This window comes from Arthrobacter sp. 1088 (genome assembly GCF_031455315.1).
Taxonomy (GTDB): domain Bacteria; phylum Actinomycetota; class Actinomycetes; order Actinomycetales; family Micrococcaceae; genus Arthrobacter.
Map to the genome: position 1 here is coordinate 47250 of NZ_JAVDSM010000019.1, position 13659 is coordinate 60908.

At 63.4% G+C, this 13659-nt stretch carries 15 protein-coding genes; 2 read left to right on the forward strand and 13 right to left on the reverse strand.

Translation table 11 applies throughout. The features are described 5' to 3' along the window. Positions 1-13: 13 nt before the first annotated feature. From J2Y41_RS21760 to glyA, 13 genes are all read right to left on the reverse strand, one after another. Positions 14-1099 (reverse strand): YihY/virulence factor BrkB family protein, encoded by a 1086-nt coding sequence (locus J2Y41_RS21760; RefSeq protein ID WP_309931653.1) that lies wholly within the window; start codon positions 1097-1099, stop codon positions 14-16. Then, entirely contained in the window at positions 1026-1703 is a 678-nt protein-coding gene (locus J2Y41_RS21765) for a 2'-5' RNA ligase family protein (RefSeq protein WP_224166790.1), read from the reverse strand. Before J2Y41_RS21765 ends, J2Y41_RS21760 begins: the two co-directional genes overlap by 74 nt. A 4-nt stretch (positions 1704-1707) precedes the next feature. Next, positions 1708-2832, reverse strand: a complete 1125-nt coding sequence (gene trpS / locus J2Y41_RS21770; RefSeq protein WP_224166789.1) for a tryptophan--tRNA ligase — start codon at positions 2830-2832, stop codon at positions 1708-1710. 21 nt (positions 2833-2853) lie between these two features. Then, positions 2854-3687, reverse strand: a complete 834-nt coding sequence (locus tag J2Y41_RS21775; protein ID WP_224166788.1) for an exodeoxyribonuclease III — start codon at positions 3685-3687, stop codon at positions 2854-2856. A 10-nt stretch (positions 3688-3697) separates the two neighbouring features. Continuing rightward, positions 3698-4264, reverse strand: coding sequence for a hypothetical protein (locus J2Y41_RS21780; protein ID WP_309931655.1), 567 nt, complete (start codon positions 4262-4264; stop codon positions 3698-3700). Positions 4265-4329: 65 nt separating this feature from the next. Beyond that, positions 4330-5163: an ABC transporter permease gene (locus J2Y41_RS21785; protein ID WP_224091520.1), complete on the reverse strand. Its 834-nt coding sequence runs from the start codon at positions 5161-5163 to the stop codon at positions 4330-4332. Continuing rightward, positions 5160-5999: an ABC transporter permease gene (locus J2Y41_RS21790; RefSeq protein ID WP_309931675.1), complete on the reverse strand. Its 840-nt coding sequence runs from the start codon at positions 5997-5999 to the stop codon at positions 5160-5162. Before J2Y41_RS21790 ends, J2Y41_RS21785 begins: the two co-directional genes overlap by 4 nt. Before the next feature lie 40 nt (positions 6000-6039). Then, complete coding sequence (locus J2Y41_RS21795; RefSeq protein ID WP_224093888.1) at positions 6040-6969, reverse strand: ABC transporter ATP-binding protein; 930 nt, start codon at positions 6967-6969, stop codon at positions 6040-6042. Positions 6970-7118: 149 nt separating this feature from the next. After that, complete coding sequence (locus J2Y41_RS21800; protein WP_309931657.1) at positions 7119-7439, reverse strand: SHOCT domain-containing protein; 321 nt, start codon at positions 7437-7439, stop codon at positions 7119-7121. A 150-nt stretch (positions 7440-7589) separates the two neighbouring features. Then, complete coding sequence (locus J2Y41_RS21805) at positions 7590-8255, reverse strand: response regulator transcription factor (RefSeq protein ID WP_309931659.1); 666 nt, start codon at positions 8253-8255, stop codon at positions 7590-7592. Next, a complete protein-coding gene (locus J2Y41_RS21810; RefSeq protein WP_309931661.1) occupies positions 8252-9400 on the reverse strand; it encodes a histidine kinase in 1149 nt (382 codons plus the stop codon). Before J2Y41_RS21810 ends, J2Y41_RS21805 begins: the two co-directional genes overlap by 4 nt. 104 nt (positions 9401-9504) lie before the next feature. Next, positions 9505-10398, reverse strand: a complete 894-nt coding sequence (locus J2Y41_RS21815) for a bifunctional methylenetetrahydrofolate dehydrogenase/methenyltetrahydrofolate cyclohydrolase (RefSeq protein ID WP_224166784.1) — start codon at positions 10396-10398, stop codon at positions 9505-9507. Between the two features lie 159 nt (positions 10399-10557). Beyond that, positions 10558-11853, reverse strand: a complete 1296-nt coding sequence (gene glyA / locus J2Y41_RS21820) for a serine hydroxymethyltransferase (protein ID WP_309931664.1) — start codon at positions 11851-11853, stop codon at positions 10558-10560. A 235-nt stretch (positions 11854-12088) separates the two neighbouring features. Here glyA and purU point away from each other — a divergent pair, with 235 nt between their 5' ends. Together purU and J2Y41_RS21830 are read left to right on the forward strand one after the other, a co-directional pair. Further along, a complete protein-coding gene (gene purU / locus J2Y41_RS21825) occupies positions 12089-12949 on the forward strand; it encodes a formyltetrahydrofolate deformylase (RefSeq protein WP_309931666.1) in 861 nt (286 codons plus the stop codon). A 21-nt stretch (positions 12950-12970) separates the two neighbouring features. Continuing rightward, a complete protein-coding gene (locus J2Y41_RS21830; protein ID WP_309931668.1) occupies positions 12971-13636 on the forward strand; it encodes a methyltransferase domain-containing protein in 666 nt (221 codons plus the stop codon). The last annotated feature ends 23 nt before the right edge of the window (positions 13637-13659 follow it).

Sequence of the window (13659 nt, forward strand, 5' to 3'; positions counted from 1 at the left end):
AAGAAAGCAACTCTTACGTCTGGGGCGTTGTGCGGCGTGAACCGAGGAGCCTCTTGCGCGGGGTCTCCCCTGCCTGCAGGTCAGCTTCGCGGATGGCGGCCCACGAAGCCGAAACAAGGTACACCTGGCTTACCAGGTTGAACCAGATCAGAAGGCCGATGATGATGGCGAACGAGGCGAGGACAGGGTTCTGTCCTGCCCGGGCGAGGAGTTCGGTACTGAACAGCTGAAGCACGGTGGTCCCGATGCCAGCCAGCGCAACCCCTTCGATGAACGCCTGGCGCCCCAGCTTGAGGCCACCTGCGATATGGAACAACACTGCCGCCGTCGCGCAGTTCAGCAGGAGGGGGACGACGACTTTGACGACGGCCGCCACGGGAGCCGCCACTGCTTCGTCCAACCGGAGGAGGTCGAAGATCCACGCAGCAGCCGTGCCAAAGATCAGGGATGCGCCGGCGCTGACCACGAGGATCACGCCAAGGAGCAGGAGGGTGCCGGCGTCGATCAGCTTCTGCAGGATGGGGCTGCGCTGGAGCGGATCAGCATCCATTACGCCACGCAGGCCTTCCCTGACACTGGCAATCCATCCAAGGGACGTGAAGATGGTTACCGCAGCCGCGATGACCGCGGTCCACCCAAGCCCTGAGGGATTGAGCAGTGTTTGGGGATCGACCAGTCCCTCGCCGCCATTGACCTGGAGGAGTCCCGGAGCTGCAGAGGCAACGCTGCCAATGACGGCGTCTTCGAGGACCGGGTTGCCGCCGAGGACGATTCCGGCGACGGCGAAACCCGTGGTGAGCAGACCCGTGATGGAGAAGAACATGTTGAAGCCGATGCCCGCACTCAGAAGCGGTCCATGCTGCCGGGTGTAGTTCTGGAAGGAGCGCATGGCCCGGTTGGTGTTCAGCCTGGCAATCAGGAGGGCGAGAAGGGCTCCGGCCCTCTTCGGCAGGCCTTCTCCGGCACGTTTGGCATGGCCCCAGTCCTGCCGCTTGTGAAGAAGTTGAAGTTTTAGCTTTGCCAGCTCAGTTGGCAGCGGAGGACTTCCCGCCGGTGGATGTTGATTCCGCCTGCTGCGTTTCGTCAGTGTCGCCGCCAAAGTCGAGCTCTTCCCGTAGCTGCCAAATTCCATTGGTGTCGTGCTCGTAAAGTCCCATGCTAACCACTGGGAAGGTCGCCCGGTAATCTCTCAGGACCGTTTCGGCCTCGTCCAGATTTTCCTCGGCCACATCATGGGCCACGGTGACATGCGGGTGGTACGGGAAAGGAAGCAAACGCTCAAGCGGACCCGTCTGGAGCTTTTCGTGCAGTTGCACGCACTCTTCAAAGCCTTCTTCCACGTTGACGAAAACCACGGGCGAAACGGGCCGGAACGAACCGGTACCGGAGATGGTGATGGTGAACGGTTCCTGTGAGCGGGCGATCTCGCGCACGTGGTCCCGGGTGGCTGCCCAATCCTGGGTGGGCGTGGTGGTGATGAGGGTGATGTGGGCTGGGATGACTTCGGCCATGGGATCCCCAAAGGAGGCGCGCCAGGCCTGCAGTTCACGCGCGATCTCCGGCGGGAAGCCGAGGATCACCCCAACGCACATGGTGTCACCGGCACCGCAATCGGTGCCGGTGACAGCAGGCTGGCGCGATTCGTCCGGACCGACGCCTTGGGGGGTATCGGTCTTGACGTTAAGCTGGCCAGCTGCGCACATGAACTTAGCGGACTCCTTGCTCGCTGCGGTAGGCATCCCCGCGGTAGGGCAGGAAGCCTACCTTGGAGTAGACATCGGCGAGCGTCGCCGAGGCGATCTCACGCGCCTTGTCCGCACCGTGAGCCAGGAGACGGTCCAGTTCTGCGGGGTCCGCTAGAAGTTCGTTGGCCCGCTCACGGATGGGCGCAAGGCGTCCGGAGACGAGTTCGGCGAGATCTACCTTGAGGTGGCCGTACATCTTGCCCTGGTAGTCGGCCACGATCTTCTCCACCGGGGTACCACTGATGGCCGAGTAGATGGTGAGCAAGTTGGAGACGCCCGGCTTGTTTTCGCGGTCGTAGCGGATCTCGGTCTCAGTGTCAGTGACAGCGGATTTGATGCGCTTGGCCACGGTCTTGGGGTCATCCAACAGGTTGATGAGGCCAGCGGGTGATTCAGCGGACTTGGACATCTTGGCCGTGGGGTTCTGGAGATCGTAGATCTTTGCCGATTCCTTCTGGATGAAGGGCTCGGGCACCTGGAACGTCTCGCCGAAACGGCTGTTGAAGCGGTTCGCGAGGTCCCGGCTGAGCTCCACGTGCTGGCGCTGGTCTTCGCCGACAGGTACGCCGTGCGGCTGGTAGAGCAGAATGTCTGCAGCCTGCAGGATGGGATAGGTGAACAGGCCGACGCTGGCGTGGTCCGAGCCCTGCTTCTGTGCCTTGTCCTTGAACTGCGTCATGCGGCCGGCTTCACCCATACCGGTGATGCAGTTCAGTACCCACGCAAGCTGGGCATGCTCGGGGACCTGCGACTGCACGAACAGCGTGCACTTCTCCACGTCCACGCCGCCGGCTATGTACTGGGCAGCCGTAACCCTGGTGCGGCGGGCGAGCTCGGCAGGATCCTGCGGAACGGTGATGGCGTGCAGATCCGGAATGAAGAAGACGGCGTCGTACTCGTCCTGCATGCGAACCCAGTTGACCAAAGCGCCAAGGTAGTTGCCAAGGTGCAGGGAATCAGCAGAGGGCTGCATACCTGAAAGGACGCGCTGCTTGGCGCCAACGGCAAGCTTGGTGGAGGTCACGGTACTCCCGCTGGGCAGTGTGGCGGCTGGGGTGCCGGTTTCAGTCGTGATGGAGCTAGTCATTGAGCAATACTTTCGTGAAGCTTAAAGCCGGTAGTCCACTACCAGCGGTGCGTGGTCAGAGAAGCGGGTGTCCCACGAAGGCGCCCGATCCACGACAGCCGAGAACGCGGCTGCTGCAAGTCCGGGAGTAGCCAGGTGGTAGTCGATGCGCCAGCCTGTGTCAGTGTCAAAGGCCTTTCCGCGCTGGGACCACCAGGTGTAGGGGCCGGCAACATTTCCTGCCAGGCCCCTGTGGACATCCCTCCATCCGATTTCTTCACCCAGGAAGCGGTCGAAATAAGCGCGCTCCTCCGGCAGGAAACCGGCACGCTTGACGTTGCCCTTCCAGTTCTTGATGTCCAGTTCAGTGTGTCCGACGTTGAGGTCGCCAACTACCAGCGCGTGATCGCTGTGCTTGGCGAGCTCGGGGAGGCGGGTGGTCATGGCGTCCAGGAAGCGGTACTTGTCATCCTGCTTGGGCGTACCTGCCTCACCGGAGTGAACGTAGGCGCTGACCACGGACAACGTGGAGGATTCACCGCCGGTGTTCGTGACGATGAAATCCGCTTCAACCCAGCGGCCGGCGGTGGCGAAGTAGTCATCGCCGATTCCGATCCGGGTGGCTGTGGGTTCCTCGCGGGAAGCAATGGCAACGCCTGCGCGACCCTTTGCCTCAGCCTCGGCGTGGAGGATGTACCACCCTTCGCCGAGCAGGGTGTTGACGATTGCGTCAGGAGCGCGGACTTCCTGCAAGCAGAGGATGTCTACTTCGCGTGGCTCCAGCCATTCCGCCATGCCGTTCTTGTAGGCAGCCCGAAGGCCATTGACGTTGACCGATGCGATGCGAAGGAAGTCCTTCTTCAATGCCGTACTCACCCGGTCTACTCTAGTCGATGATGGTGCCGGCCACGGGCTCGTCCGAGCCACCTGAGGACTTGATCATGTCCCGCGCATTGGTGGCCGTGATCGCGATGGTTTCCAGCGCGCGGTTGATGGTGTCCTGGTTTGCCGCTGCACCCTTGGCACGTTCCTCGTCCACAACGCGCACCTGCACCTGGACAATCTTGAAGGAATGGTCCAGCTTGAGGTCCCGTACTTCATCGGCCTGGCTGCGTTCAGCGACAACGCGGGTGCCGCCGCTGTCAGCCGAGGACGACGACGGCGCGCGGCCGGTTGCCGAGTTGAAGGCGGCTTGCGCTTCGCTCAATTTTGCTCCGGCGCGCCGCGCGGCCCTTCGAATGCTGAACACCACGAAGGCGGCGAGTGCGAGCCAGCCGAAGGCGACCACCGCAACTACCCAACCCACAAAATCGTTCTGGTTGGCCGCGAAAATAACAGCCACCACGAAAGCGATGATGACTACGGTCATCCCCAGGCCGCCGATGCGGAAGCCCTTGAAAAGGCCTCTACCGGACGAGGACGTGGACGGGTGCGGGTCGCCGAGAGATTGCATGAGTCAATTGTCGCAAACCCCTGAAGGTGCCTGTGCCGCTTCCACGGATGGCGAACACAAAGCCATCACTTCAGGAACAGTTGACGCAGCCGTCCGGTGGTGAGCATGATCCCCAAGGCAATCATCACCAGGTAGTAGCCAACGTGGATGGCAGTGGCAGGACTGAACGAGCCCACGCTGATCTGCCGCAGCAACTCGACCCCGTGCCATAGGGGCATGGCCTGGATAAACCACTGGATGACCTGCGGGTAGACGCTGAGCGGGTAGAACGTGGCACTGAACAGGAACATGGGCAGCAGGAAGAAGTTGATCCAGTCCATTTGCTGGAACGTCTTCATGAAGCTGGTGATGCCCATGCCGAAGCTCGCAAAGCCGAAGGCGATCAGTACTGACGCAGGAATAACCAGGATGGCCCACCAGGTAGTAATCAGCCCCATGACTCCCATCACTGCCGTGAAACCTGTGGCGTAGAGAAGACCCCGCAACAGCGCCAGGAAGATCTCGCCCATGGCAACGTCCAGCGGGCCAAGGGATGTGTACAGCATCCCTTGGTACAGCTTTGCGAAGTTCATCTTGAAGAAGACGTTCCAGGTGGAATCGTAAATGGCGCCGTTCATGGCTGAGACCGCCAGGAGTGCCGGCGCTATGTAGGCCGCGTAGCTGATGTCCGCGCCGCCGGGTCCTTGGACTGTGCCCACGATCGAGCCCATCCCTACGCCCATGGCCAGCAGGAAGAGGACCGGCTCGAAGAACCCGGACAGCAACACCAGCCAGGTACTGGACTTGGCGGCCATGAGGCCACGGGCCACCACTGCCTTGGCATTTCGGGAGTAGAGCGGTCCGAACTTGCGTTCCCGGGCGATATCCGTGGCGCTGTGGCCGCCGGTCAGGATGCTCATGAGCCCATCCTCTTCACGAACTGGCGCCTGACCAGCAGCCAGCCGGCCGTGGCGGTCCCCAGGAGGTACACCACATGCGTCATGGTCAGCAAGGGGTTCTCGTCCATGCCATAAGTGAAGACCCGCCCCAGCTCAGTTCCGTGCCACACTGGCGATATCCAGCCGATCCAGCGGACAGCCCACGGCAGCGTGTCCAGGGGGAAGAACGTCCCGGAGAACAAGAACAGTGGCATGACGATGAATCGCTGCACTAGCGCGAACTGCCCCTTGTCTTGGGTGATGCTGGCGGCATAGGCCATGAGTGGCATGCCGAAGGACAATGCCGCCACGGTGGCAACCAGTGCGGACGCCCATCCCCAGGGACTCGGCGAGGCCCCGAACATGGCCACTACCGCTAAGTAGACGAGCGACTGCAGCAGGAACCTGAGCGTGCTTGCCAAGATGTGGCCGCTCGCTATTTGCTGCGGTACCAGGGGCGAGGCGTGCGGCCCGTAGAATACGCGCCGCCATTTGAAGCCGTCCATGATGGGGTAGGAGAATTCTCCGGAAGCCGTCATGACTGCCGCTGAGACCAGCAGCGCTGGTGCCACGAATTCCAGGTAGCTGACGCCCCCGAAGACGGATTCGCTGTTCGCATCAACCAGGCTTGCCAGCCCGACTCCCATGGCGAATAAGTAGGCCACGGGCTGCCCCACGCTGTAGAGCACCACGGACCAGCCGTAATTGCGCATGACCCGGAGCACCTGTTCCGCGTAGAAGAAGGAACCCCAACGACGCGCCCTGGCTGCCGAGACGGCAGGCGGGTGTGCACGCAACGGCTGCTCCGCCGTCGTGATTGGTTTGGCAGTACCTTCACCGAAAGGTCCCAACGGATCCTTAATCAACGAGGCTCCTGCCCGTGAGCCGGAGGAACACGTCCTCCAGGGAGGAACGGCGCACCAGGGACGTCATCGGGCGCAGCCCCCGCGCCGAAACCTGCTCCAGGGCCGCCTCCCCGTCGTGCGCGTAGATGAGCACCCGGTCAGGAAGTGTCTCCAGCCGTTCGCCGATGCCCTGAAGTTCGACGCCGATACGCGAGTTCCGCTCGGATCCGAACCTCAATTCAAGTACTTCGCGGGAGGAGTGCTCGCGGATCAAGCTGGCCGGCGATCCCTCGGCCATGATCTTGCCCTTGTCCACCACGATCAGGCGGTCGCAGAGTTGCTCTGCCTCGTCCATGTAGTGGGTGGTCAGGATCAGTGTGACGCCGTTTTCCTTGAGCCGGAACAGGCGGTCCCAGAGGATGTGCCGGGCTTGCGGGTCAAGGCCCGTGGTGGGCTCGTCCAGGAGCAGGATGCGGGGTTCGTTAATGAGCGACCGCGCGATGGTGAGCCGCCGTTTCATGCCACCGGACAGCGCATCCACTTTGGAGTTGGCCTTGTCCGTGAGCTGCGCGAATTCCAGGAGCTCGTCCGCTTTGGGCCGCAGGTAGCTCAGCGGCAGGCCGAAGTAACGGCCGTAGACGATCAGGTTCTCGCGAACCTTCAGTTCTTCGTCAAGGTTGTCCTGCTGCGGAACGACGCCCAGGTGTGCCCTGACTTCGGGTCCATGGGATTCCGGGTCCAGGCCCATGATGTTGAGCGTTCCCGAAGTGCGCTGCGAGACGCCGCCGATCATTTTCATGGTGGTGGATTTGCCCGCGCCGTTGGGGCCGAGCAGCCCAAAGGACTCTCCCGCCGGAACATCGAAGGAGATGTTGTCCACGGCTGTGAGCTCGCCATAGGTTTTGGTGAGGTTCCGCGCGCTGATGACGGTGGGTGGGTTCATGTCGAAGCTGGTTTGCCACGATTCGGAGTGTGTTGCAGAGCCGGTTGCTTCATTGTGCACCCTCAGCAGACTAGTAGCGCCAACGAATATGTGAAAGGGCTCTTGCAGATATTTTTGCAAGAGCCCTCTCATTTTCGCTTTCGTCCAGGTCAGGACGGTGGCTGCGAGCGCAATACCTCCAGCCGCTGCCTGAACTCTGTCTCATCAATTTCGCCCCGTGCATAGCGTTCGCGCAGCACGCCCTCGGCACCCTGGGTAGCTACCCAGTGATGGTTGCGGCGCCAAGCCCTCCGGCCGACGAAAATGAACAGGAAGATCACAAGGATCCAGAACAGCGGGAACAGCAGGAAGAACGGCCAGTACGTACCGTCTCCCCAGGGACCATGCGCGACGACGGTGGCCGGCAACTGTGCCAGCGCTCCCCCGGGCGTGGTGGTTTCCCCGACGATTGAAGCCAATGCGGTGAACATGTCAGTGATCCAAACTCTCTCCGCCGTTTCCCGGCGCGAACCGTCTTTCGGCTCTGATTCGAGTCTGCCCGCGGACGGCCGGCGGGACGTCCGCCGTCGGGAGTCACTTGGAAGCGGCCCGCTACTCCGTGCGGAGTGGCCGGGCGGCGGTCAGCTGCTCCATCCTGGCCGGACCAGGCCCGATTCGTAAGCGAGCACCACCAGTTGCGAGCGGTCCCTCACCATCAGCTTGGTCATGATGCGCGAAACGTGGGTCTTCGCGGTCAGCGGGGTGATGAACAGGCGTTCGGCGATCTCTGCATTGTTCAGGCCCTCCCCCACCAAGGCCAGGACTTCGCGTTCGCGTTCCGTCACCTGCTCGAGGGGAACCACTTTTCCTGCCGCCCGGCTCTGCGATGCCATCTGTGCCATGATCCGCCGGGTGACCGAGGGCGAGAGGAGCGCATCGCCGTCGTGGACGACCCGGACGGCGCGGATGAGCTCTGCGGGTTCGGTGTCCTTCACCAGGAAGCCGGCTGCGCCCGCGCGGACGGCCTCGGCGATGTACTCGTCGAGCTCGAAGGTTGTCAGGATGATGATGCGTGTGCCGGACAGGGTTGGGTCCGAGAGAATCCTGCGGGTGGCGGTGAGGCCGTCGTCGTCCGGCATCCGGATGTCCATGAGGATGACGTCCGGTTTGTCGCGCGCCGCCAGCCTCACTGCCTCCCTTCCGGTGCCGGCCTCGGCCACCACTTCCATGTCCGGTTCAGCGTCCAGGAGGGCACGGAAGCCTGCCCGGATCAGGGTTTGGTCGTCGGCGAGGAGGATGCGGATCATGGGCGGTTTCCTTCTGCCTGCTCTGTTATGGGCAACAGCGCCTCTACGCGGAGCCCGGGCCGGAGTTCGTGTAGCGTAAGCGTCCCGCCCAAGCCGACCGCCCTCTCGCGCATCCCCGTGAGGCCGTTGCCCGGGAGCGCCCCGCCCATGCCCGCGCCGTCGTCGTCTATCCGGACAGTCAACAGCCCCTCACCGCTGGAGACGCTCACGACGGCGGATTGGGCGCCCGAGTGCCTGCCGACGTTGGTCAGGGCTTCCTGGATGATCCGGTACGCCGCTTCCTGCTGCGCCGGGCCGACGAGCTCATGGTTCGAGTGGTCCTCAAAACGGATCTGCAAGCCACCCAGCTCCGCGTTCTTCACAAGTTCGGGGATCCTGGCAAGCGTAGGGCGGGCGGCCGGGGCAAGCGGCACGTCCTCCCGCAACACGCCCAGAAGTTGCCGGACTTCCGTGAGGGATTCCTTGCTGGCTGCCTTGATGGCTTCCAGTGCAGGCCGAAGCTTCTGGGGATCATCCGAGCCCACGTGCAACGCCACGGATGCCTGCACGTTGATCATGGACAACGAATGAGCCACGACATCATGGATATCGCGGGCGAGCGTGAGCCGGTACTCATCGCGTTCGGCCTTCCGGGCGGCCTCCCGGCGACGTCGGTATTCCGCGAACCGCTCGCTCCGGCGTCGGAATCCCTGTCCTATCAGCACCAAGATGGCGGCCCATGCCACCCCTGCTGAAGCGCGGAGGGGCCAGTTGGGATCGCCGCTGAGTGCGGCCGCGAACACCACTGCGGCAGCGGCGACTCCGGCCCCCACCCACGCCTGCCACCGCAAACCCGCCGATGACGTGAGAACCATGGCCAACGCCAGCGAGAGCGGAATCGGACCCCAGGCATAGCCAAGGCCAACATAGGCACCCGTGGCCACAAGGGCGACGGGAAGCATAACCACAGGCGCCCGCCTCCGGAACGCCAGTCCAGCAGGCCCGGCCAGCAGCAACAGGATCGCTAGCGCGTCCAACGGCCGTGGGGCGTCCTGATGGCTCGCGGAAAAAAGCGTCCCCGCCACCTGGATGAGCGCCACCGTGATGACGATGAAGCTCGTGGGTGGGCCTGCGAAACGGCGGCCACCAGGGAAACGGGGTTGCATACACCGAGCCTAGCTTTGGTCCGGGTGTTCGTCGTCGGGTTAACGGAGCAGGGCGCCTACTCCCGGAGGAGTAGGCGCCCTGCATTTTCGACTGCTGGTACGCCTCAGGCGATGCCAGCTGCGCGCTCGGCGCTCTCCACGACGTTGGCGAGCAGCATGGCGCGGGTCATCGGACCCACGCCGCCCGGGTTCGGGGACAACCAGGCGGCGACGTCGGCAGCTGCGGGGTCCACGTCTCCGGTGACCACAGCCTTGCCGTTGGCGTCCTCTACGCGGCTGACGCCGACGTCGAGCACTATTGCGCCCGGCTTGAGGTCTTCAGCCTTGATCATGTGCGGCACGCCTGCAGCGGCAATCACGACGTCGGCCTGCTTGAGTTCCGCAGGCAGGTCAACGGTTCCCGTGTGCGCCAGGATGACAGTGGCGTTGACTTCCCTGCGGGTGAGCAGGAGGCCAATGGGGCGGCCGATAGTGACGCCGCGGCCCACTACCAGGACGCGCTTGCCGTTGAGATCAATTCCGTGCCGGCGCATCAGTTCCACGCAGCCCTTGGGTGTGCAGGGAAGCGGGGACTTCATTTCGCCACTGACGTTGGCCACCAGGCGGCCAAGGTTCATGGGGTGCAGGCCATCGGCGTCCTTGTTCGGATCCATGGCTTCCAGGATGACGTCCTGGTCAATGTGCTTGGGCAGCGGCAACTGAACGATGTAGCCCGTGCATTCCGGGTTTTCGTTGAGTTCGCGGACAACCTTCAGGAGGTCTTCCTGGGTGATGTCCTCGGGCAGGTCACGGCGGATGGACTGGATGCCCACCTCGGCGCAGTCCTTGTGCTTGCCGCCGACGTACCAGGTGCTGCCCGGGTCCGAACCCACCAGGATGGTGCCGAGGCCCGGGACGATGCCTTTTGCTGCGAGGACGGAAACGCGTTCGGTCAGTTCGGCCTTGATGGCTGCGGCGGTGGCCTTGCCGTCAAGGATCTGTGCTGTGGACTGTGTCATTCCATCTGCTCTTTCTGGTGGTTGACCTATTTTCGAAAGCCTTCGAGCAGGCTCATGCCAACGGGACCCGCCGCCGAGGGTGTGGCGGCGGATCCCGTTGGCTCCGGTTCAGTGCCCGGGTAATGCGTTTTCAGCGCTTGTTGTCGCGGGAACCGCTGTTTACCACTGCTCGTGCTGCGGGTACAGCGGGAAGTCGGCAGCCAGCTTGTCGACGCGTGCCTGGAGCGCTTCGACGTCCGCTGCGGAGCCGGCCTTCAGTGCCGTGGCGATGATCTCGGCGACCTCGGTGAACTCGGTGGCACCGAATCCGCGGGTAGCCAGTGCAGGCGTACCGATGCGGAGGCCGGAGGTGACCATCGGCGGGCGGGGGTCGAACGGAACAGCGTTGCGGTTCACGGTGATGCCCACGGAGTGCAGGAGGTCTTCGGCCTGCTGGCCGTCCAGCTGCGAGTTACGCAGGTCAACCAGGACCAGGTGGACGTCGGTACCGCCGGTGAGGACCGAGACGCCGGCTTCGGCGACGTCGGACTGGTTCAGGCGGTCAGCGATGATCCTGGCACCCTCGAGGACACGCTCCTGGCGCTCCTTGAATTCTTCGCTGCCGGCGATCTTGAAGGCAACAGCCTTGGCGGCGATGACGTGCATGAGCGGGCCACCCTGCTGGCCCGGGAAGACGTTGGAGTTCAGCTTCTTGGCCCACTCCTGCTTGGCCAGGATCACACCGGAACGCGGACCTGCGAGGGTCTTGTGCACGGTGGAGGTGACGACGTCGGAGTGCGGGACCGGGCTCGGGTGCAGGCCTGCTGCAACCAGTCCGGCGAAGTGTGCCATGTCCGTCCACAGGAGCGCGCCAACTTCGTCGGCAATGGAGCGGAAGGCGGCGAAGTCGAGGTGGCGCGGGTACGCGGACCAGCCGGCGATGATGACCTGCGGCTTTTCGGCGATGGCCTGCTCGCGCAGCTTGTCCATGTCGATGCGGAAGCTGTCTTCTTCAACCTGGTAAGCAGCTACGTTGTAGAGCTTGCCGGAGAAGTTCAGCTTCATGCCGTGGGTCAGGTGGCCACCGTGTGCCAGGGAAAGGCCCAGGATCTTGTCGCCCGGGGTAATCATGGCGGACAGCGCCGCAGCGTTTGCCTGTGCACCGGAGTGCGGCTGGACGTTGGCGTACTCGGCACCGAACAGTTCCTTGACGCGGTCGATCGCCAGCTGCTCCGCGACGTCGACGTATTCACAGCCGCCGTAGTAGCGGCGGCCCGGGTAACCCTCGGCGTACTTGTTGGTCAGGACGGAGCCCTGCGCTTCCATGACGGCGCGCGGGGCGAAGTTTTCGGAGGCGATCATTTCCAGGGTGCCGCGCTGTCGGCCGAGTTCCTGGTCGAGGACTGCTGCGATCTCGGGATCGAGCTCAGCGAGCGACTGGTTGCTGACAGACGCGGAAGTGGTGGTGGTAGGCACGGAGATCTCCTGGCTAGGCAACGGTGGTGCTACAGGTCAGGCTACCGGCAGCAGCATTCCCGCGTCCCCTTGATTACGGAGGCATCGGTCACGTGCATGCAGCGGTAAGACATGACCCTCGGCCCAGGCGTACGATCCGTGGTCTTCGTGATTGCCGCTCCCTGGTGGTAGTCCACCCAACGCCAGTTGCGACCCGTTAACAGTACAACAAGGCAGCACAGGTAGGCTTATCCGCGTGACTGAATCCGCCTTGCCTGCTGCTTTTGTTGTAACACTCTCCTGCCCCGACCGCCCCGGCATCGTCCACGCGGTAGCTGGAGCCTTGCTTGAGGCGGGTTGCAACATCGCCGATTCCCAGCAGTACGGAAGCCCCAGCACCGGCAACTTCTTCATGCGCGTAGAGGCTACGACGTCGTCCTCCCAGGACGAGCTGGCCGCCGCACTGCGGCCGGTCGCGGAGTCCTTTGGCATGACCTGGCAGATCAACCCTGTAGGCCGGAAGGTCCGCACCATCATCCTGTGTTCCAAGGATGCGCACTGCCTGAACGATCTCCTGTTCCAGCAGCGCACCGGAACGCTGCCTATCGAGGTTCCGGCGATTGTTTCAAACCACCGCGACCTTGAAGAGCTGGCCCAGTTCTACGGGATCCCTTTCCACCACATTCCTGTGACACCGGAGACCAAGCCGCAGGCCGAGGCCGAACTCCTGAAACTGATTGCGGAGCACGACGTCGAACTCACGGTCCTGGCGCGTTACATGCAGGTCCTTTCCAACGAGCTCTGCACGGAGTTGAACGGCAAGGCAATCAACATCCACCACTCGTTCCTGCCTTCCTTCAAGGGGGCCAAGCCCTACCACCAGGCCCACGCCCGCGGTGTGAAGATCATCGGCGCAACGGCCCACTACGTGACGGCGGACCTCGATGAGGGGCCGATCATCGAGCAGGAAGTCATCCGCGTGGACCACGCCCGCACTGCCGCCCAGTTCGTCCAGATGGGCCGCGACGTGGAGGGGCGCACCCTGGCCCAGGCAGTCCAGTGGCACGCTGAACACCGTGTGCTTTTGGATGGCACCCGGACCGTGGTGTTCAACTAGCGCCACTCCTAAGCTGGGGGTATGCATGGCGTCCCCGAAGCTGACCACGAAGCTGACCTCGCAGTTTTCTACGACCGCCAGGCGCCTGTCCGGAACACGCGCGCGTTGACACCGCATCGGGTCGAGTGCCGGGAATGGTTCACCCGCCTCCTGAAGGAGGAACACCGGCACTCCGTGTTCGAGCTGGGCTGCGGCACGGGTGTGGAGGGGTTGGAGTTCGTCCGTGCAGGCCTGCACTACACGGGCGTGGACCTCTCACCGGAAAGCGTTCATGTGGCCCGGGCGCATGGGCTCGAAGTTACGGTCGCCAGTGGCCGCCAGTTGCCGTTCCCCGATTCGGTTTTCTCCGCCGTTTGGACCATGAGCACCCTCCTGCACGTCCCCAACAGCAGGATTCACGACGTCGTCAGCGAACTTGTGCGGGTCAGCGCGGCTGGTGCGCCGATCGCCGTCGGGCTTTGGTCCGGTGAGGATGTGGAGGTCCTCAACCCGGAGGACCTCGAAGAACCCCGCCGTTTCTTCAGCCGCCGCAGCGACGACACCGTGCGCCGGATCTTCGGAGAGCACGGCTCGATTGAGCATTTCAGGACCTGGCCGGAGGGCATCGGTGTCGAGTCCGGGCCGGGAGCGGGCAACTGGACGCAGCACTACCAATTCCTGGTCCTGCGCACCCCCTCACCCAACTAGGTCGCATTTGTGCGCGTTATGAG